The sequence below is a fragment of the Pantoea sp. EKM101V genome, assembly GCF_011800325.1.
Lineage (GTDB): Bacteria > Pseudomonadota > Gammaproteobacteria > Enterobacterales > Enterobacteriaceae > Pantoea > Pantoea anthophila.
The window spans coordinates 193,252-211,483 of record NZ_JAALFP010000004.1; the positions used below are offsets into that span (position 1 = coordinate 193,252).

At 56.4% G+C, this 18,232-nt stretch carries 18 protein-coding genes and 1 riboswitch; of the genes, 8 read left to right on the top strand and 10 right to left on the bottom strand.

The genetic code is table 11. The features are described 5' to 3' along the window. Positions 1-15: 15 nt before the first annotated feature. Complete coding sequence (gene mglC / locus HFD92_RS08810) at positions 16-1,026, top strand: galactose/methyl galactoside ABC transporter permease MglC (protein ID WP_009089178.1); 1,011 nt, start codon at positions 16-18, stop codon at positions 1,024-1,026. Between the two features lie 508 nt (positions 1,027-1,534). Here the strand turns inward: mglC and sanA are convergent. From sanA to metG, 6 genes are all read right to left on the bottom strand, one after another. After that, positions 1,535-2,254 (bottom strand): outer membrane permeability protein SanA, encoded by a 720-nt coding sequence (gene sanA, locus HFD92_RS08815; RefSeq protein WP_009089181.1) that lies wholly within the window; start codon positions 2,252-2,254, stop codon positions 1,535-1,537. 135 nt (positions 2,255-2,389) lie between these two features. Then, a complete protein-coding gene (locus HFD92_RS08820) occupies positions 2,390-4,087 on the bottom strand; it encodes an NAD-dependent malic enzyme (protein ID WP_009089183.1) in 1,698 nt (565 codons plus the stop codon). Positions 4,088-4,355: 268 nt separating this feature from the next. After that, positions 4,356-5,246, bottom strand: a complete 891-nt coding sequence (gene cdd / locus HFD92_RS08825) for a cytidine deaminase (protein ID WP_167428782.1) — start codon at positions 5,244-5,246, stop codon at positions 4,356-4,358. A 120-nt stretch (positions 5,247-5,366) separates the two neighbouring features. Continuing rightward, on the bottom strand, positions 5,367-6,059 hold the full coding sequence (locus HFD92_RS08830; protein ID WP_009089186.1) for a CidB/LrgB family autolysis modulator: 693 nt from the start codon (positions 6,057-6,059) through the stop codon (positions 5,367-5,369). Beyond that, positions 6,052-6,444, bottom strand: coding sequence for a CidA/LrgA family protein (locus HFD92_RS08835; protein ID WP_009089187.1), 393 nt, complete (start codon positions 6,442-6,444; stop codon positions 6,052-6,054). The genes HFD92_RS08830 and HFD92_RS08835 overlap by 8 nt, the downstream gene beginning before the upstream one ends. Positions 6,445-6,650: 206 nt before the next feature. Beyond that, a complete protein-coding gene (metG, locus tag HFD92_RS08840) occupies positions 6,651-8,684 on the bottom strand; it encodes a methionine--tRNA ligase (protein WP_167428783.1) in 2,034 nt (677 codons plus the stop codon). A gap of 175 nt (positions 8,685-8,859) precedes the next feature. Between metG and apbC the strand changes: the two genes are divergently transcribed. After that, the gene (gene apbC / locus HFD92_RS08845) at positions 8,860-9,972 is read left to right on the top strand and encodes an iron-sulfur cluster carrier protein ApbC (protein WP_058956704.1); all 1,113 of its coding nucleotides are present in this window, start codon (positions 8,860-8,862) and stop codon (positions 9,970-9,972) included. On the opposite strand, the gene HFD92_RS08850 is transcribed toward apbC, so the two are convergent. Next, a complete protein-coding gene (locus HFD92_RS08850; RefSeq protein ID WP_167428784.1) occupies positions 9,969-10,424 on the bottom strand; it encodes a GNAT family N-acetyltransferase in 456 nt (151 codons plus the stop codon). The genes apbC and HFD92_RS08850 overlap by 4 nt on opposite strands. 234 nt (positions 10,425-10,658) lie before the next feature. Between HFD92_RS08850 and ahpC the strand changes: the two genes are divergently transcribed. Together ahpC and ahpF are read left to right on the top strand one after the other, a co-directional pair. Then, positions 10,659-11,222, top strand: a complete 564-nt coding sequence (gene ahpC / locus HFD92_RS08855; protein ID WP_010617942.1) for an alkyl hydroperoxide reductase subunit C — start codon at positions 10,659-10,661, stop codon at positions 11,220-11,222. Positions 11,223-11,293: 71 nt separating this feature from the next. Beyond that, a complete protein-coding gene (gene ahpF / locus HFD92_RS08860) occupies positions 11,294-12,862 on the top strand; it encodes an alkyl hydroperoxide reductase subunit F (RefSeq protein WP_009089198.1) in 1,569 nt (522 codons plus the stop codon). 63 nt (positions 12,863-12,925) lie between these two features. Here ahpF and HFD92_RS08865 read toward each other — a convergent pair whose 3' ends face one another. Both HFD92_RS08865 and HFD92_RS08870 read right to left on the bottom strand, forming a co-directional pair. Beyond that, positions 12,926-13,885 carry an AEC family transporter gene (locus HFD92_RS08865; RefSeq protein ID WP_058956702.1) on the bottom strand — a complete coding sequence of 320 codons (960 nt, stop codon included), beginning with the start codon at positions 13,883-13,885 and terminating at the stop codon, positions 12,926-12,928. A 99-nt stretch (positions 13,886-13,984) separates the two neighbouring features. Then, positions 13,985-14,182 (bottom strand): hypothetical protein, encoded by a 198-nt coding sequence (locus HFD92_RS08870; protein ID WP_072052741.1) that lies wholly within the window; start codon positions 14,180-14,182, stop codon positions 13,985-13,987. Between the two features lie 580 nt (positions 14,183-14,762). Here HFD92_RS08870 and HFD92_RS08875 point away from each other — a divergent pair. From HFD92_RS08875 to thiD, 4 genes are all read left to right on the top strand, one after another. After that, on the top strand, positions 14,763-15,221 hold the full coding sequence (locus HFD92_RS08875; protein WP_140922984.1) for an STM2901 family protein: 459 nt from the start codon (positions 14,763-14,765) through the stop codon (positions 15,219-15,221). Next, positions 15,215-15,544: a DUF1493 family protein gene (locus tag HFD92_RS08880; RefSeq protein WP_167428785.1), complete on the top strand. Its 330-nt coding sequence runs from the start codon at positions 15,215-15,217 to the stop codon at positions 15,542-15,544. The genes HFD92_RS08875 and HFD92_RS08880 overlap by 7 nt, the downstream gene beginning before the upstream one ends. A 225-nt stretch (positions 15,545-15,769) precedes the next feature. Continuing rightward, positions 15,770-15,866, top strand: a riboswitch (TPP riboswitch). A gap of 34 nt (positions 15,867-15,900) precedes the next feature. Next, positions 15,901-16,698 (top strand): hydroxyethylthiazole kinase, encoded by a 798-nt coding sequence (thiM, locus tag HFD92_RS08885; protein WP_167428786.1) that lies wholly within the window; start codon positions 15,901-15,903, stop codon positions 16,696-16,698. Then, positions 16,685-17,485 carry a bifunctional hydroxymethylpyrimidine kinase/phosphomethylpyrimidine kinase gene (gene thiD / locus HFD92_RS08890; protein WP_058956698.1) on the top strand — a complete coding sequence of 267 codons (801 nt, stop codon included), beginning with the start codon at positions 16,685-16,687 and terminating at the stop codon, positions 17,483-17,485. Before thiM ends, thiD begins: the two co-directional genes overlap by 14 nt. 58 nt (positions 17,486-17,543) lie before the next feature. On the opposite strand, the gene HFD92_RS08895 is transcribed toward thiD, so the two are convergent. Further along, the gene (locus tag HFD92_RS08895; RefSeq protein ID WP_167428787.1) at positions 17,544-18,230 is read right to left on the bottom strand and encodes a GntR family transcriptional regulator; all 687 of its coding nucleotides are present in this window, start codon (positions 18,228-18,230) and stop codon (positions 17,544-17,546) included. Between the last annotated feature and the right edge of the window lie 2 nt (positions 18,231-18,232).

An 18,232-nucleotide genomic window follows, 5' to 3' on the forward strand; every position in this document is an offset into this window, starting at 1 on the left:
GCAAGGGCTGTTAACATGAAAGCGACTACAAAAAAGAATGCGCTAACCTGGTTAAAAGAGGGCGGCATTTATGTCGTGCTGCTGGTATTGCTGGCTATTATTATTTTCCAGGACCCGACATTTTTAAGTTTAATGAACCTGAGTAATATCCTGACCCAGTCTTCAGTGCGCATTATTATTGCACTGGGTGTAGCGGGCCTGATTGTGACCCAGGGGACTGACCTGTCAGCCGGACGTCAGGTTGGTCTGGCGGCGGTTGTGGCAGCGACGCTGCTGCAGTCGATGGACAACGCGAACAAAGTTTTCCCGACGCTGGATACGGTGCCAATTCCGCTGGTTATCCTGACCGTGTGTGTGATCGGGGGAGTGATTGGTCTGGTGAACGGTGTGATCATTGCCTATCTGAAGGTGACGCCTTTTATCACCACGCTGGGCACCATGATTATCGTTTACGGTATTAACTCACTCTATTACGACTATGTGGGTGCGTCACCGATTGCCGGTTTTGATGCAGGCTTCTCGAAATTCGCTCAGGGCTTTTTGCGGTTTGGTGATTTTAAACTGTCGTTCATCACGTTCTATGCGGTGATTGCGATTGTGTTCGTCTGGGTGCTGTGGAACAAAACCCGTTTCGGCAAAAACATTTTCGCTATCGGGGGTAACCCGGAAGCGGCGAAAGTGTCAGGTGTGAACGTGCCGCTGAACCTGATCCTGATTTATGCGCTGTCTGGTGTGTTCTACGCCTTTGGCGGGATGCTGGAAGCGGGTCGTATCGGTTCGGCGACTAACAACCTCGGCTTTATGTATGAGCTGGATGCGATTGCAGCCTGTGTGGTCGGCGGCGTCTCGTTCGCCGGGGGTGTGGGTAGCGTGGCGGGTGTGGTAACCGGTGTGTTGATCTTCACTGTTATCAACTACGGTCTGACCTATATCGGCGTTAACCCTTACTGGCAGTACATTATTAAAGGCGGCATCATCATCTTCGCCGTGGCGCTGGATTCACTGAAGTATTCGCGTAAGAAGTAACGTTCTCTGGTGCGGAAAAAGCGACCTTCGGGTCGCTTTTTTTATGGGGTCGTTGCTGTGAGATCGAACCTGCGAAGGGAACAGGGTCAGATCGGAAAGACGCAAAAGCTGTTGTCCGTGACACACCCGGCCTGCTTTGTTTATGGAAGAGGACTGTAGGTCATTGCTTTGAGACGGAGTCTGCGCAGGGAACAGGGTCAGATCGGAAAGACGCAAAGGCCGTCATCCATGACACGCTCGGCCTGCTTAAAGGCTGAGGTCATTGCTTTGAGACGGAGCCTGCGCAGGGAACAGGGTCAGATCGGAAAGACGCAAAAGCCGTCATCCATGACACGCTCGGCCCGCGCCGTCCCTGGCGCGGGACGCTTTCCTCTTCTGACCCAATTCCCTGCGCGTTGGGCTTATTCGTTGCTGTCAGAATTCCCTTTGCATCTTTGCGGAAGGCGTATGCTCCCTGAGCTAGCGCATGCCTGTCTGGCGCTGCACCAGCCCCCTCTTAATCGAAGATTTATTTCCGTAGCTTCTGTTCCAGCTCCAGCAGCTGTTCCGGCGTCACAGCAGGATAACTCTGCGCATCATCCGGAACGGTTCGCACGGCGGGAATGGGCACCAGCGGGCCAAGGAAACGGGGTTCACGCTTGAGCAGGAAGAGGTCTGCCAGCGCACCCAGCCGGGCCCCCACTTCACGGAAGCGCACGCTAAGCATGTTCTTCGGCGAGGGCACGGCATAACACTGCGCCTGGATGCCCAGTTGCAGGGCGATGAAGAGCGCGCGCTCACAATGAAAACGCTGCGTGATGATAATGAAGTCGTTGGTATCAAAGACCTTACGGGTACGTACGATCGAATCCAGCGTGCGGAATCCGGCGTAGTCGAGCACGATATCGGCCGGATCGACGCCCGCTTTGATTAAATCACGGCGCATTGTCATCGGCTCGTTATAACTCTGCAGCGCATTATCCCCGCTCAGCAGCAGATAATTGACTTTACCGCTGTTGTAGGCGTTCAGCGCACCCTGCATCCGATAGAGGTAATACTGATTGATCACGCCGGTGCGGTAATATTTTGCCGTTCCCAGTACCACGCCTACCTGACGATGCGGCAGAGAAGAGACATTTTCGTAGATGAAAGGCGCCGTTTTCCAGCTGATCCAGCGATCGAGGCCGAGCGCAGTTGCCACCATCACTAAGATGATGAAAAGCAGACCAATGAAAACGCGTTTCAGCATGCGCCTGGAGACTCGGTGTCAGAATGTTGAGATGGCACAAGGCTACTTGAGGCGTCGCAGCGAAGCAAGTTACTGCCGGCTGGCTGTGTGCTTTTTGAACACTGCCGGACCCTATCAGGTCCGGCAGGCTGAAGATTAAATCGAGGTACGGCGATAGTGACGGTACTGCGGCAGCCAGAAGTTGTTGGCAATAGCCTGTGACAACACATCTTCTGAGGTCACCACGGCAACGCCCGCCAGCTGAGCGGCTTTGCCCACTTCCATCGCAATAATCTTCGACACGCCCTGAATATCTTTGATCTCGGGCAGTACCGGGCCTTCGCCTTCGTTGACCAGCGGAGAGCAGTCAGCCAGTGCGCGGCTGGCGGTCATCAGCATGCTGTCGGTGACGCGGCTGGCGCCTGAGGCAATCACACCCAGACCAATTCCCGGGAAGATGTAGGAGTTGTTGCACTGCGCGATCGGATAGGTTTTGCCGTTCCAGCTTACTGGGGAGAACGGGCTGCCGGTGGCGACCAGTGCTGCACCGTCAGTCCAGGCGATGATATCGGCTGGCGTCGCTTCCACGCGTGATGTCGGGTTCGACAGTGGCATCACGATAGGGCGCTTACAGTGCTTGTGCATCTCACGGATGATCTCTTCGGTGAACAGACCCGGCTGACCGGAAACACCAATCAGGATATCGGGCTGGGCATTGCGCACTACGTCCAGCAGCGAGATTGAGTCGCTGGCGACATCCCAGTTCTGCAGGTTTTCGCTCTTCTGCACCAGCTTGCTCTGGAAATCGAGCAGGTTAGGCAGTTTGTCAGTGAGCAGACCAAAACGATCCACCATCATCACCCGGCTACGGGCTTCGTCGTCGCTCAGACCTTCAGATTTCATCTGCGCAATGATCTGTTCAGCGATACCACAACCCGCGGAACCGGCTCCCAGGAAGACCACTTTCTGCTCGCACAGACGGCTGCCGGCTGCGCGGCTGGCGGCGATCAGCGTGCCGACGGTGACGGCAGCAGTGCCCTGAATATCATCGTTAAAGCAGCAGACCTCTTCGCGATAGCGGTTCAGCAGCGGCATCGCGTTCTTCTGGGCGAAATCTTCGAACTGCAACAGCACCTTCGGCCAGCGGCGCTTAACGGCCTGAATGAACTCATTGACGAAGGCGTCATACTCTTCGCCGGTGATACGCGGATGACGCCAGCCCATATAGAGCGGGTCGTTCAGCAGCTGCTGGTTATTGGTGCCGACATCCAGCACGACCGGCAGGGTGTAAGCCGGGCTGATGCCGCCGCAGGCGGTATAGAGTGAAAGCTTACCAATCGGAATCCCCATTCCACCGATGCCCTGGTCGCCCAGACCCAGGATACGCTCGCCATCGGTCACCACAATCACCTTCACATTCTGTTTGGTGGCGTTCTGCAGCATATCTTCGATGCGATCGCGGTTCGGGTAGGAGATGAAAACGCCACGCGCACGACGGTAGATTTCAGAGAAGTGTTCGCAGGCTGCGCCGACGGTCGGGGTATAGATGATGGGCATCATCTCTTCGAGATGGTTATCCAGCAGGCGGTAGAACAGCGTTTCGTTCGTGTCCTGGATGTTTCGCAGGTAGACGTGCTTATCGTTATTGTTTTTAAAGTCCTGGAACTGACGCCAGGCGCGCTTTGCCTGCTCTTCAATCGATTCCACCGCTTCAGGCAGCAGACCATTGAGGTTAAATTCGTTACGTTCTTCGAGGGTAAAGGCGCTGCCTTTGTTCAGCAGGGGAAATTCAAGCAAAATCGGGCCAGCATATGGGATATAAAGCGGGCGTTTACTTTCGTAGTCGAGTTCCATGCGGTGATGCTCCGGTTGCAGTGTTGTCTGGCGTCACGCCGGAAAGGTAGCGCCAGTTTTCTTACCCGTTATAGCTCAGACTGCAGGCCTGTAGCGGCAGGGTCACCGCTGCGGGAAAATTCACGACCGTGCTGCCATCCTGCAACCTGAATTATTCAGAGTAATTTGTCATGACGTGAATTCTGGCGCCAGATCCTATGAAATTTCCCGCAGAAGTACAGCGTTTGTTCATAAAAGCTCACAAAACTGTGGCCTTTCTGACAGCCGGTTATGCTTTGTTCAGCGTCACATGCAGCAGCTCACTGCAGCCAAATGTCTGCAGCGTGGCTTGCGTGGCGGCAAACTGGCTCAGCGTGGCATTTTCTGCTTCCGCTAATACCGCTCTTTTTATCTGACGGACATCGCCGCCCTGCATGTTCAGCCGCACCAGCGCCGCCTGAAGGGGCGGGAAGCTGGGATTAAACGCGGCGTTTTCCGCATAGCGGCCGGTGACAATCGAACCGCTCACGGTCAGCAGGGCAACCCCGGCGTGCGACTGGCTGTAGGGGGCGTGACTGGCATTGGCGGCGGCAACGGCAGCCTGCACCAGTTCGTCGCCCGTAGCGACGTAGCCGTGGTCAACGTGATCCATCAGGAAAGTGCTGATGTCGAGGTCGCGCGGGCCAAATGCATCCGGCAGATAGTCAGCCAGTGTACTCACCGCGCGCTGCGGCAGGCTGATACGAATAGCGGTGCCGCTGTTCAGCTCGTTCATAAACTGGCGGCAGTGACCGCACGGAGTGTAGTTGACGGTGATGCTCTCCAGCTGCGGCTCGCCACACAGCCAGGCGTGGGTAATCGCGCTCTGCTCGGCGTGAACCGTCTGCTGCAGGGGGGCGCCGACAAACTCCATGTTCGCCCCGAAGTACCAGGCACCGCTGACACCACGGGCAATCGCGCCGACGTTGAAGTGGGAGACGGTGGCGACAGCGCAGGCCGCAGCCAGGGGCAGCAGCGCCAGCGCCAGCGTATCGGCGTCCATCTGCGTCTGTTGCTGCAGTGCAGCGACCTGGCTGGCGCTCAGTCGCGCCTCAAAGTCAGGATCGTCCAGCAGGGGAGCCAGCGCCGTTTGCAGCGTTGATGGCAATGCCTCAAAAGCGGAGAGGAAACGGGATTGCATGAGAGCCTCATTAAATTCAGCAGGGCGACGTGCCGGTCACCGGTTTATATGTGATCCAGGTCGCTCTGACAATGTAACCTGTGTTGCATGTTTCAACTTTGCGAGATCTCTCGCAAAGTTTTAGCCAAACCAGTGCAGCAGCAGCGGAAAAACAAAGGGGGCCAGCAGTGAGGTGATGATGCCGCAGATCACCAGCGCCAGCGAGCTGAAGGCGCCCTCCTGAAAATCGAGTTCGGCTGCACGCGCCGTGCCGAGTGCATGTGACGCATTGCCAATCGCCAGACCACGTGCGGCTTTAGACTTCACGCCGAGCAGGTTCAGCACCATATGACCGAAGACCGCACCCAGCACCCCGGCGATCAGCACACAGATGGCGCTGATGGCCGGAATACCGTGCAATGAACCGGAGACGGCCATGGCAATCGGTGTGGTCACCGATTTCGGCACGATAGTGGCCGCAATTTCGGGCGTCGCCCCCAGCCAGAGCGCAATGGCCGTGCCCGAGGTCATGGCGGTCAGGCTGCCGATAAAGCAGACGCCGATAATGGATTTCCAGCGGGCGCGGATCTGATGGATCTGTTCATAGAGCGGCAGTGCCAGGGCCACCACCGCCGGTTGCAGCAGCTGATTGAGAATCTGGCTGCCGGCGAAATAGCGCGAGTAGGGCAGCTGCAACAGCAGCAGTATCGGAATAATTATCGCCATCGCGACCAGCAGCGGATTGAGCAGGGGGAGCTTCAGCCGTATTGCCAGTTTGCGCGCCAGGAAAAAGGCCGCCAGCGTCAGCGGCAGTGACCACCAGATTTCACTCATCGCCCGACTCCCCGGCCGGCTTCCGGCTGTGCAGCTTGTGGGCGCTCACGCCGACAATCGAGAGCACCAGAAGGGTGCTGACGACACAGGAGATCACGATAGGGCCAAACTGCGCGGTCAGCACATCGGTGTAGTTCATCACCCCAACGCTGATCGGCACAAACAGCAGGGCCATATAGCGAATCAGCAGATGACAGCCCGGTTTCACCCAGCTTACCGGCAGGATTTGCGACGCGAGCAGGGCAAACAGAATTAACATGCCGATAATGCTGCCGGGCAGGGTAATGGGCAGCAGCGAGGCGATGCCGATTCCGGCATACAGGCAGAGATAGATGATGATAAAGGCGCGCAGATAGCGCCCGCAGACAGACAGCACGGTGAGCATGGCAGGCTCCTGTTTTTACTGAGCTTCATCATACGCATTAACCGCTTAGCGTGCTAGCGATCACATTTATGCGCCGGAAAGCGGCAGGAGAGGAGGCCGCGCTCACCTGTGCAGGAAGAGAGCGTGCGTGGCGGATATAAAAAAACCCTTCGCACCTGCAGAGGCGCAAAGGGTTTCAGTCCGGAACGGATTTCGTCAGCGGCGGGTTACTTAACCGGCATACCCGGTACCGCACCGCTATCCACGGAGAGCACGAAGAGATCTTTGCCGCCCGGTCCTGCTGACAGCACCATGCCTTCAGAGATGCCGAAGCGCATCTTACGTGGTGCGAGGTTGGCGACGATGATGGTCATTTTACCGACCAGCACTGACGGATCAGGATAAGCGGCGCGGATGCCGGAGAAGATCTGACGCTTTTCCCCGCCCAGGTCAAGTTGCAGACGCAGCAGCTTGTCTGAGCCCTCAACCAGTTCCGCCTGCTCAATCAGCGCCACGCGCATATCCACTTTGGCAAAATCGTCGATGTTGATGGGCTCACCGACAGGTGACTCTGCCAGCGGGCCGCTTGCGGCCGGTGCAGCTGCGGCAGCGGCATCCTCTTTTGAGGCCGCAATCAGTCCCTCAACCTTCGCCATTTCAATGCGGCTGTAGAGCGCTTTAAACGGCGCGACCTGGTGATCCAGCAGCGGCTGGGCGATAGCCTCCCAGCTCAGCTCACACTTCAGGAAATCTTCGGCGCGTGCGCTCAGGGAAGGCAGCACCGGCTTCAGCCAGGTCATCAGGATGCGGAACAGGTTGATCCCCATTGAGCAGATAGCCTGCAGGTCGGCATCGCGGCCTTCCTGCTTCGCCACCACCCACGGTGCCTGCTCATCGACATAGCGGTTAGCCAGGTCAGCCAGCGCCATGATCTCACGAATCGCACGGCTGAACTCACGGCTGGCCCAGGCTTCACCAATCTTCTCTGAGGCATCCACGAAGGTCTGATAAAGGGCCAGATCGGCCAGCTCAGCCGCCAGTTTGCCGTCAAAGCGTTTGGTGATAAAGCCCGCGTTACGTGACGCCAGGTTAACCACTTTGTTGACGATGTCGGCGTTCACGCGCTGAACAAAATCTTCCATGTTCAGGTCGATATCGTCGATGCGTGAAGAGAGTTTCGCCGCATAGTAATAGCGCAGGCTGTCGGCATCCAGATGCTGCAGCCAGGTGCTGGCCTTAATAAAGGTGCCACGCGACTTCGACATTTTTGCACCGTTGACGGTGACATAGCCGTGCACAAACAGGTTGTTTGGCTTGCGGAAGTTGCTGCCTTCCAGCATCGCGGGCCAGAACAGGCTGTGGAAATAGACGATATCTTTACCGATGAAGTGGTACAGCTCGGTAGTGGAGTCTTTACGCCAGAACTCGTCGAAGTCGATGTCGCCGCGCTTATCGCACAGGTTTTTGAACGAGCCCATATAGCCGATAGGCGCATCCAGCCAGACGTAGAAATATTTGCCCGGTGCACCCGGAATTTCAAAGCCGAAGTAAGGCGCGTCGCGGGAGATATCCCACTGCTGCAGGCCCGACTCAAACCACTCCTGCATTTTGTTCGCAACCTGATCCTGCAGTGCGCCAGAACGGGTCCAGGCACGCAGCATCTCGCTGAAGGAGGGCAGATCAAAGAAGAAGTGTTCGGAATCACGCAGCACCGGCGTCGCACCGGACACCACGGATTTCGGATCGATCAGCTCTGTCGGGCTGTAGGTCGCGCTGCAGACTTCGCAGTTGTCGCCATACTGGTCAGGTGACTTACATTTCGGGCAGGTGCCTTTTACAAAGCGATCCGGCAGGAACATCCCTTTTTCCGGGTCATACAGCTGCGAAATCGTGCGGTTCTTGATGAAACCGTTCTCTTTCAGGCGACCGTAGATCAGCCCGGCCAGCTCACGGTTTTCGTCGCCATGCGTTGAGTGATAGTTGTCATAGCTGATATTGAAACCGGCAAAGTCCGTTTCATGCTCCTGTTTCATTTCTGCAATCATCTGCTCCGGTGCAATCCCCAGCTGCTGCGCTTTCAGCATGATAGGGGTACCGTGCGCATCGTCGGCGCAGATGAAATAAACCTGATTGCCACGCATTCGCTGATAACGCACCCAAATGTCTGCCTGGATATGCTCGAGCATGTGGCCGAGATGGATTGATCCGTTCGCGTAGGGCAGGGCGCACGTTACCAGAATTTTTTTAGCGACTTGAGTCATAGTTTGCGTAGCTTTCTGTTGATTGAAAAAACGGGCTTAGATGGTAACTGAAGGCTTCTCCTGCGTAAACACAAGGGATTCATCCCGCCAGTCGCCGCGAATCCATGTGCTTCTGATATCATTGAGGTTACCTCGCTGAAAACAGCGTAAGCAGAGCAGAAATAAGGAGTGAGGGATGACAGCACAATCCCGGGAACCGCATACGCCAGAAGGGCTGCGCGCCATTGTGGCTGGCGTACTGAAACGCTTTGAGCATCCGACCCTGCACCAGAACCTGACCGCGCTGAAGGCGCTGCATCATGTGGCGCAGCTTGACGGTACGCTGCACATTGAAGTGATGATGCCTTTTGCCTGGGCCAGCGGGTTCGACGCCCTGAAAGAGCAGGTCAGCGCCGAACTGCTGCGCCAGACCGGCGCGCGTGCGATCGACTGGCGGCTCAGTCATGATATTGCCACCCTGAAGCGGGTGAAAAATCAGCCGGGCGTAAACGGTGTGAAAAATATCATCGCGGTCAGCTCCGGCAAAGGGGGCGTCGGCAAATCGAGCACTGCCGTGAATATGGCGCTGGCGCTGGCCGCCGAAGGCGCGCGCGTCGGGATCCTCGACGCCGACATCTATGGCCCGTCAGTGCCGAACATGCTCGGCACGCAGGACCAGCGGCCGACTTCGCCGGATGGCACCCATATGGCCCCGATTATGGCGCACGGGCTGGCAACGAATTCGATTGGTTATCTGGTCACCGATGATAACGCGATGGTGTGGCGCGGCCCGATGGCCAGTAAAGCGCTGATGCAGCTGCTGAACGAGACGCTCTGGCCGGAACTGGATTATCTGGTGCTGGATATGCCTCCGGGTACCGGCGACATTCAGCTCACGCTGGCGCAGAACGTGCCGGTCACCGGGGCGCTGGTGGTCACCACGCCGCAGGATATTGCCCTGATTGATGCCCGCAAAGGGCTGGTGATGTTTGAGAAGGTCAATGTTCCGGTGCTGGGCGTGGTGGAAAATATGAGCCTGCATATCTGCAGTCAGTGCGGCTTCCATGAGCCGATTTTCGGCACCGGCGGGGCGCAGAAGCTGGTTGAGGATTACCAGACGCAGCTGCTGGCCCAGCTGCCGCTGCACATCGACCTGCGCGAAGATCTCGATGAAGGCGAACCGACGGTGATCCGCCGTCCAGACAGCGATTTTACGGCGCTCTATCGCCAGCTGGCCGGACGCGTCGCCGCCCAGCTTTACTGGCAGGGTGAGGTGATCCCTGGCGAGATCGCCTTCCGCGCACTCTAAGCCCGACCCGACCCGCTGGCATAGGCCGACGCCAGCGGGTAGTGCATCAGCACGTAGCCGCCATGCTCCCCTTCACCTTCCGAAATCATCTTCCAGCCATGTTTCAGGTAAAACGCCTGGGCTGCTTTGTTCATCTGCAGACACTTCAGCGCCCCGGTTGAGGTGAAGCGCGCCTGGACTGCCTCCAGCAGGGCACTGCCCACGCCGCGCCCCTGCCAGTCGGGATCGACATAGAGACTGTGCAGAAAGTTGTCGTTCTCCAGCAGTCCGGCAAATCCGACGCGCTGCCCCTCAGCCTCGGCGACCAGCACCGTCTCCCCCAGGATCACCCCATCAAAATCTTCCAGCTGCCACTCGCTGCCTTCCAGCCAGCGCCAGTTATGCCGACGCGCCGCCAGAAACAGCGTGCGCAGGAAAGGACGATCGGCTTCAGTAAACGGACGTATCTCCACAGCTCTGCTCCCTTTTTATCCGGTCTTACAAAACTAGCAGCGATTCGGGAAGAGAGGGGGAGAGACAAAGCGGGTTTAATGTCATGAAAATCGCTGTACACTGCCCGGCGGGCCAGAGAGCATCAGGCTCTCAGCGTTTGATAGCTTTCGTTAATCAGATTGATAACGTCTGCATATTAGATGTTGGCCCGAAAATTATGTAACCTGCATCACATATTTTAACGGAGGCCACAGATGTCTATTATCAATACCAAAATCAAGCCGTTCAAAAACGCAGCATTCAAAAACGGCGAATTCATCGACGTAACCGAGAAAGACGTTGAAGGTAAATGGAGTGTGTTCTTCTTCTATCCTGCTGACTTCACCTTTGTCTGCCCGACCGAGCTGGGTGACGTGGCTGATCACTACGAAGAGTTCCAGAAACTGGGCGTAGATATCTACTCCGTTTCTACCGACACCCACTTTACCCACAAAGCCTGGCACGGTTCTTCTGACACCATCGCGAAGATCCAGTATGCGATGATCGGCGACCCGACTGGCGCGCTGACCCGCAACTTCGAAATCATGCGTGAAGCAGAAGGTCTGGCTGACCGTGGTACTTTCATCGTTGACCCGGAAGGCATTATCCAGGCTATCGAAATCACCGCTGAAGGCATTGGTCGTGACGCCTCTGACCTGCTGCGCAAAGTGAAAGCGGCTCAGTACGTTGCTTCTCACCCAGGTGAAGTCTGCCCGGCGAAATGGAAAGAAGGTGATGCAACGCTGGCTCCATCTCTGGACCTGGTTGGCAAAATCTAATCCCGCTTCGGCCTTTCGACCATTCTCCAATCGGGTGCCACGGCACCCGATTTTTTGACCAGGATATCACTATGCTCGACACAAATTTGAAAACGCAGCTCAAGGCTTACCTTGAGAAATTAACCAAACCTGTTGAGTTGATCGCCACCCTGGATGAGGGTGCAAAATCAACCGAGATCCGTGAACTGTTGGTTGATATCGCCGGTTTGTCTGACAAAGTCAGCTTCCGCGAAGAGAACGATCGTCAGGTGCGTAAGCCCTCGTTTCTGATCACTAACCCAGGTTCGAACAGCGGCCCGCGTTTTGCCGGTTCACCTCTGGGTCACGAATTTACCTCACTGGTGCTGGCACTGTTACAGACCGGTGGGCATCCGTCTAAAGAAGCACAGAGCCTGCTTGATCAGGTTGCTGAGCTGGACAGCGATCTCCATTTCGAGACCTACTATTCACTCTCCTGCCACAACTGTCCTGATGTGGTGCAGGCGCTGAACCTGATGGCGGTGATTAACCCGCGCATCAGCCACACCGCAATCGACGGTGGCCTGTTCCAGAATGAGATTCAGGAACGCAACGTGATGGGCGTGCCAGCGGTTTACCTTAACGGTAAAGAGTTTGGTCAGGGTCGCATGAGCCTGGCGGAAATCGTCAGCAAAGTGGATACCAACGCGGATAAACGCGCAGCGGAAGAGCTGAACAAGCGTGACGCGTATGAAGTTCTGATTATCGGCAGCGGCCCGGCAGGCGCAGCAGCCGCCATCTACTCCGCGCGTAAAGGTATCCGTACCGGCCTGATGGGCGAGCGTTTCGGCGGGCAGGTGCTGGATACGGTCGATATCGAAAACTATATTTCTGTCCCTAAAACCGAAGGTGCAAAACTGGCAGGTTCACTGCGTGCACACGTTGATGATTACAATGTGGACGTCATCGACAGCCAGAGCGCCATTAAACTGATCCCGGCGGCGAAAGAGGGCGGACTGCACGCCATCGAAACCGCCTCCGGTGCCGTACTGAAATCACGCAGCATCATCCTGGCGACCGGCGCACGCTGGCGTAACATGGGCGTGCCGGGTGAAGAAGAGTATCGCACCAAAGGTGTTACCTACTGCCCGCACTGTGATGGCCCGCTGTTTAAAGGCAAGCGCACCGCGGTCATCGGCGGCGGTAACTCTGGCGTGGAAGCGGCAATTGATCTGGCCGGTATCGTGGAACACGTGACGCTGCTGGAGTTTGCTGGTGAGATGCGTGCTGACCGCGTGTTACAGGATAAACTGCGCAGCCTGAAGAACGTTGATGTGATCCTGAACGCGCAGACCACGGAAGTGAAAGGCGACGGCAGCAAAGTGACGGGCCTGCACTACATTGACCGTACGACGCAGACCACCCATGAGCTGCCGCTCTCCGGTATCTTTGTCCAGATCGGTCTGTTGCCGAACACCCCATGGCTGGAAGGCGCGGTTGAGCGCAACAAAATGGGCGAAATCATCATTGATGCGAAATGCGAAACCAGCCTGAAAGGCGTCTTCGCAGCAGGCGACTGCACCACCGTGCCGTACAAGCAGATCATCATCGCCAGCGGCGAAGGTGCGAAAGCGTCACTGAGTGCCTTTGACTATCTGATCCGTACCAAAACGGCTGAGTAAGTTTCATCAGCCAGGCAATAAGCCCTTCAGCCCCAGTGCTGAGGGGCTTTTTTTATGCGCCTGTTAATAGCCCGCCAGCGTCATCAGCATCATCCATACCGGCGTCGTCACAGCCGCAAACACCGTAGAGAAAAGCATACTGGCCGCCGCCGGGCCGGTAATGACATTGAATTTCTGCGACATCAGATAGACGTTAACCCCGACCGCCATCGACCCCAGCAGCACCACCACTTTACTCTCCAGCGGGGGCAAACCGGTCAGCCACGCGATAGCCCATACCGTCATCGGTTGCAGAACCAGCTTCAGCAGGCAGATCGTATAACTCTCTTTTAAGCCATCCCGCACCCGATAATGTGCCAGGCTCATGCCCAGCGTGACCAGCGACAGGGGGGCCGCCAGCGAGGCCAGCATCCGCAGCGGTTCAGCGGCGATCTGCGGCAAGGGGTGCTGAAGGAAGCTCCAGGCCGTGCCGCTGAGAATGCCGACGATCAGCGGATTCTTCAGCACGCCGATCAGGGTGCGCCAGAGACCGGTCAGGGAAAAGCTGCCCTGTTTTGCCCACTCGACCGAAACGGTCAGCAGGGTCCAGAGGATGAGGCTGTTAAACACCAGCACCAGCGCCACCGGTGGCAGCGCTTCTGGCCCGAGCAGGACGGTAGCCACCGGGATCCCCAGCATCACGTTGTTGGAGAAGATACCCCCCAGCGCAAAGACCGAGGCGGCCACGCCGTCAAGCTTAAACAGCCGCGTCGCCAGCAGGCGTCCCACGATAAACACCAGCAGGCAACTGCCAAAAAAGGCCAGCAGCAGGCGCGCATCCACCGGCGGGCTTTGCGAGAAGGTACTCATCACCCGAAACAGCATGCAGGGCAGCGCAACGTTAAACACAAAGCGGTTCATGCCTTCGCTGATGCTGGCAGGCCATTTTCCGAAGCGTGTCAGCCCATATCCGAGCAGGATCAGGATAAACAGCGGGGCTGACAGGTAAATCTGATGGCTCAGGCTTTCAAACAGCAGTGGCATAAGAGGCGTCTGGGTAAACCATGGATAGTTACCAGACTAACAAATCGCTAACTAACTGTTAACTCATCCCTGCTTTGGAACAGGCCGTCGGGCGGGCTGTCAGCCTAACCAGCGACGCGCCTGCTGGTCACTGATGTCCCGGTAATAAACACGATGGATGGTTTCGCCGCAGCCCGCACAACGGGCCGAAATATAGGTGGAAAGGTAATGTCGGCCGTTAGGGGCGATGGCACCCTGACGTTCGATCTGAACATCCTGCCATCGATGGCGGTGAGGAATAAGCGCTGACAATCGCATCATACATCCTGAGTAGTATGAAGTTCCGCTTCAGGAGTCGATAACTCCATGAAATAAAGTGTTTTTTTACAACGGTGTTTCGCGCAGGTTAATTATTATGAAATGGTCAGAGTCCGAGCGATGGCCAGGGCTCATGAGGCCTGACAGCAGAAGTACCTCTTAAGAGGTATCCCTGAGACCCGCAGCATTAAGCCTTTTTTTGCACCATGGGACGTTGATCGGGATCATGCGGAAGGTTCCGTTCCGGTCATTTCGCTGGCGGCTGTTGCCTGCTTTCAGAGAACGGCTTGCCTATGCTGCAAACCGTAATTCGACTCGGGGTTCCCTTCTTGTGAAGGCTAAGAAATACCCGTATTACCTGCTCTGGATAATGCCAGCGTAGGCATCTGTGTTCAGCCTGCTTATTATGAGATTGACTCTTTTATTGTCCGTACGTAATGCACTTACGGTACATAAAGGGTTTGTTCATGAGGTAAAATCACTTCTGCACACCTTAAAAAAGGCGCAGTAACGATTCATTCAGCGGTATATAAATCAGCCGTTGTGATTGCAATACATGCAGGGTCATAAGGATTGAGACATGGACACGGTTGAGGAAGTGAATGGAACATACTTTTATGCGGGGCGTTCAAACCTTACCGCCACCGAACTCTTTTTTATGGTGTTTGTTTTCAATACTGCTGATCAGTTCGGTATCAAGGATATCGCTGCTGTCTATGCGCTCTATGCTGGTATGAATGACCAGACTACACGGACTAAACCAGGAACGGCAATCCCTGGCACCTCCAGACTATCGAAAGGTGTACGGCGGGTATTTGGAAACAGAATGTTCCCGTTTGGTTTGGAGATGCCTACGTGGATTGGCGGTTATACTCCATGGACTGTAAAGCGAAGGATGGTGAGGAAGATTGGAACGTGGGTAGGGCGAACAATTCCTCTCTTAGGTGAGGTGATTCTTGTAGCTGATATGTCGCAGATCATCTACTACTCGATCACTGAATACAACACCATTGCCCGAGGTGATGATAAGTTATGGTAGACGATATCGAGAAACGTGTGATCGAGATGTTCACTATCCGTAGTGGTACTTACCTGTTCAGAAAAAAGAAATACGATACTTACACGCCAGAATCGAATATTCATTTTGATGTGCAGCTTGATCTGGATGATGTTGAAGAGTTGGTGGAAGAGTATTCGAAAGAGTTTAACGTTGATATGTCGGATTTCCATCTCGAAGTCTACTACCCCGAGGTGAATTTCTCATGGAACCCGTTTAAAAAGCCTGAGCCTGTTGATGTACCAGACTTCACCATTAATATGTTTATCCAGTCAGCTAAAGCTGGAAGATGGTTGTATGAATAGGGAGATAAACCGCCTCCCTTTTCTTCACTTCAGCGCAGGTATAAGCAGAACACAAAAATGAATTCCGGTGGGCGTGGAGTATATCACAAAGGAGCTTAACGGCTCTTTTTTCTTTTCGGTGGTAGGGTAAAGCTGGGGTACCGTGCGAAGAAGTGGTAACCGGAAGGGCGCGCTTGCGTCTGCGAGTAACTTCCCCTAATCTTGCAAAAAGTATAGAGATTCACTCTTCATGACTCGGGGTGCCCTTCTTTGTGAAGGCTGAGAAATACCCGTATTACCTGATCTGGATAATGCCAGCGTAGGGAAGTCTGATGCCTGACCGCATTCGCCTTCTTGTCCGCCGGTTGGGAGCTACGATGATACAGCCATCTCAACATTTTTCTGCCGCGCAGTTCGCGCCCCTTCTGCACACCTTTCGCCGTCAGTCACCGCTGGTGCACTGCATGACGAATGACGTGGTTCAGAACTTTACCGCCAACGTCCTGCTGGCACTCAATGCGTCACCCGCGATGGTGATCGATGCTGACGAAGCGGCACAGTTCAGCGGCTTTGCGGATGCCCTGCTGATTAACGTCGGGACGCTGACGCGCGAGCGTCAGCGGGCGATGCAGGCAGCGGTTAACGCTGCGCGGGAGGCGGGCACGCCCTGGACGCTCGATCCGGTCGCTGTCGGTGCCCTGACGCTGCGCAGCGACTTCTGCCAGCAATTATTAAGTCAGCAACCGGCGGTGATACGCGGCAATGCGTCAGAGATTCTGGCGCTGGCGCAGCAGGCCAGTGGCGGACGCGGCGTGGATACGCTGCACCCGGCAGATGCGGCGCTCGACGCGGCGCGGCAACTGGCGAAAGAGTGGAACACGCGGGTCATCGTCACCGGTGAAGTGGACTACGCAACCGATGGTCAGCGCACTTTTGCCATTCGTGGCGGCTCTCCCATGCTGACGCGGGTCGTAGGAACCGGGTGTGCGCTCTCGGCGGTGGTGGCCGGGTTCAGCGCACTGCCCGGCGATGGCCTGCTGAATATTGCCGCGGCCTGTCAGGTGATGGCGACAGCCGGTGAAAAGGCAGCGGGGCAGGCGAATGGGCCCGGCAGCTTTGCCACGGCGTTTCTGGATGCACTCTGGACCCTGGAGGGCGATCATGAAACGCATTAATGCCCTGACCATTGCCGGCACCGATCCCAGCGGTGGCGCAGGGATCCAGGCCGATCTGAAAACGTTCTCGGCGCTGGGCGCTTACGGCACCAGCGTCATCACTGCGCTGGTGGCACAAAATACGCAGGGCGTGCAGGCTGTTTATCGCATCGAACCGGACTTTGTCGCCGCCCAGCTCGATTCTGTGCTGAATGACGTGCGTATCGACAGCGCGAAAATCGGCATGCTGTCAGAAACGGCTATCGTGGAGCAGGTGGCGGCGCGGCTGAAGCAGGCGGCGATCCCTTTTGTGGTGCTGGATACCGTGATGGTGGCGAAAAGTGGTGATGCGCTGCTCTCACCGGACGCCGTCGCCAGCGTTCGTGAGCGGTTGCTGCCGCAGGTTTCGCTGATCACTCCGAACCTGCCAGAGGCGGCGGCCCTGCTGGGTTGCGCCATTGCCACCGATGAGACGGAGATGCGCGAACAGGGGCGGGCGTTGCTGGCGCTGGGCTGTCAGGCCGTACTGATGAAAGGAGGGCATCTTACGGCGGCGGAGAGTCCTGACTGGCTGATTACGCCATCGGCAGAGCAGCGGTTCAGCACACCGCGCGTGAAGACCCGTCATACGCATGGCACCGGCTGCACGCTGTCGGCGGCACTGGCCGCATTGCGTCCGCGTCATGACGGATGGGCGACGACGATTGAGGAAGCGAAAAACTGGCTGCAGCAGGCGCTGATGCAGGCGGATTCGCTGGAGGTCGGCAAGGGCATCGGGCCGGTTCACCATTTTCATCAATGGTGGTAAGAGAGACTGCCCGTCTCGCCCGGATAATCAGGCGAGGCGGGCACCCCGCGGGAGGGATTCAGGGGGCTTCAAACCAGGCGCTGTTGCGCTCAGCAATCGGGGTGATGGAGAAGATCATCTCCTGCAGGTGATGACGCATGGCCGCTTCGGCGGCATCGGCATCATGATGTTTCAGGGCGGCATAAATCTCTTCATGCTGCTCAATGACCTTTTCCGGCGGTGAGACTTCACTCAGCGTCAGGAAGCGCACCCGATCCATCGTCGCTTTGATATTCTCGACCGTTTCCCAGGCCAGCTTGCAGTCAATGCTTTCCGCGATCAGACGATGAAACTCATCGTCAAGCGTGAGGAACGCCTGGCTGTCATGCCGCTCCGCCGCCATCCGCTGCAGTTGCAGATTGTGCTCCAGCGTCATCAGTGCCGAGTCACCAATCTCCAGCGCGGCACGACGAACCACCGACACTTCCACCGCCTCACGGATAAAGCGGCCATCCGCGACCCGCTTAGCGGAGATTTTACGCACGAACGTGCCGCGCTGCGGCAATACCTGTACCAGTCCGGCTTCCGCCAGCTTGATAAACGCTTCGCGCACCGGCTGACGTGAAACGCTGAAGCGTGCGGAGACCTCTTTTTCAGAGAGCAGCGAACCTGGCTGAATCGCGCAGGTGACAATATCTTTGCGCAGATAACGGTAAATCTGCTGATTGACCGGTTCGCTGGTGGTAATGGTATAGGCGCTCGACATGC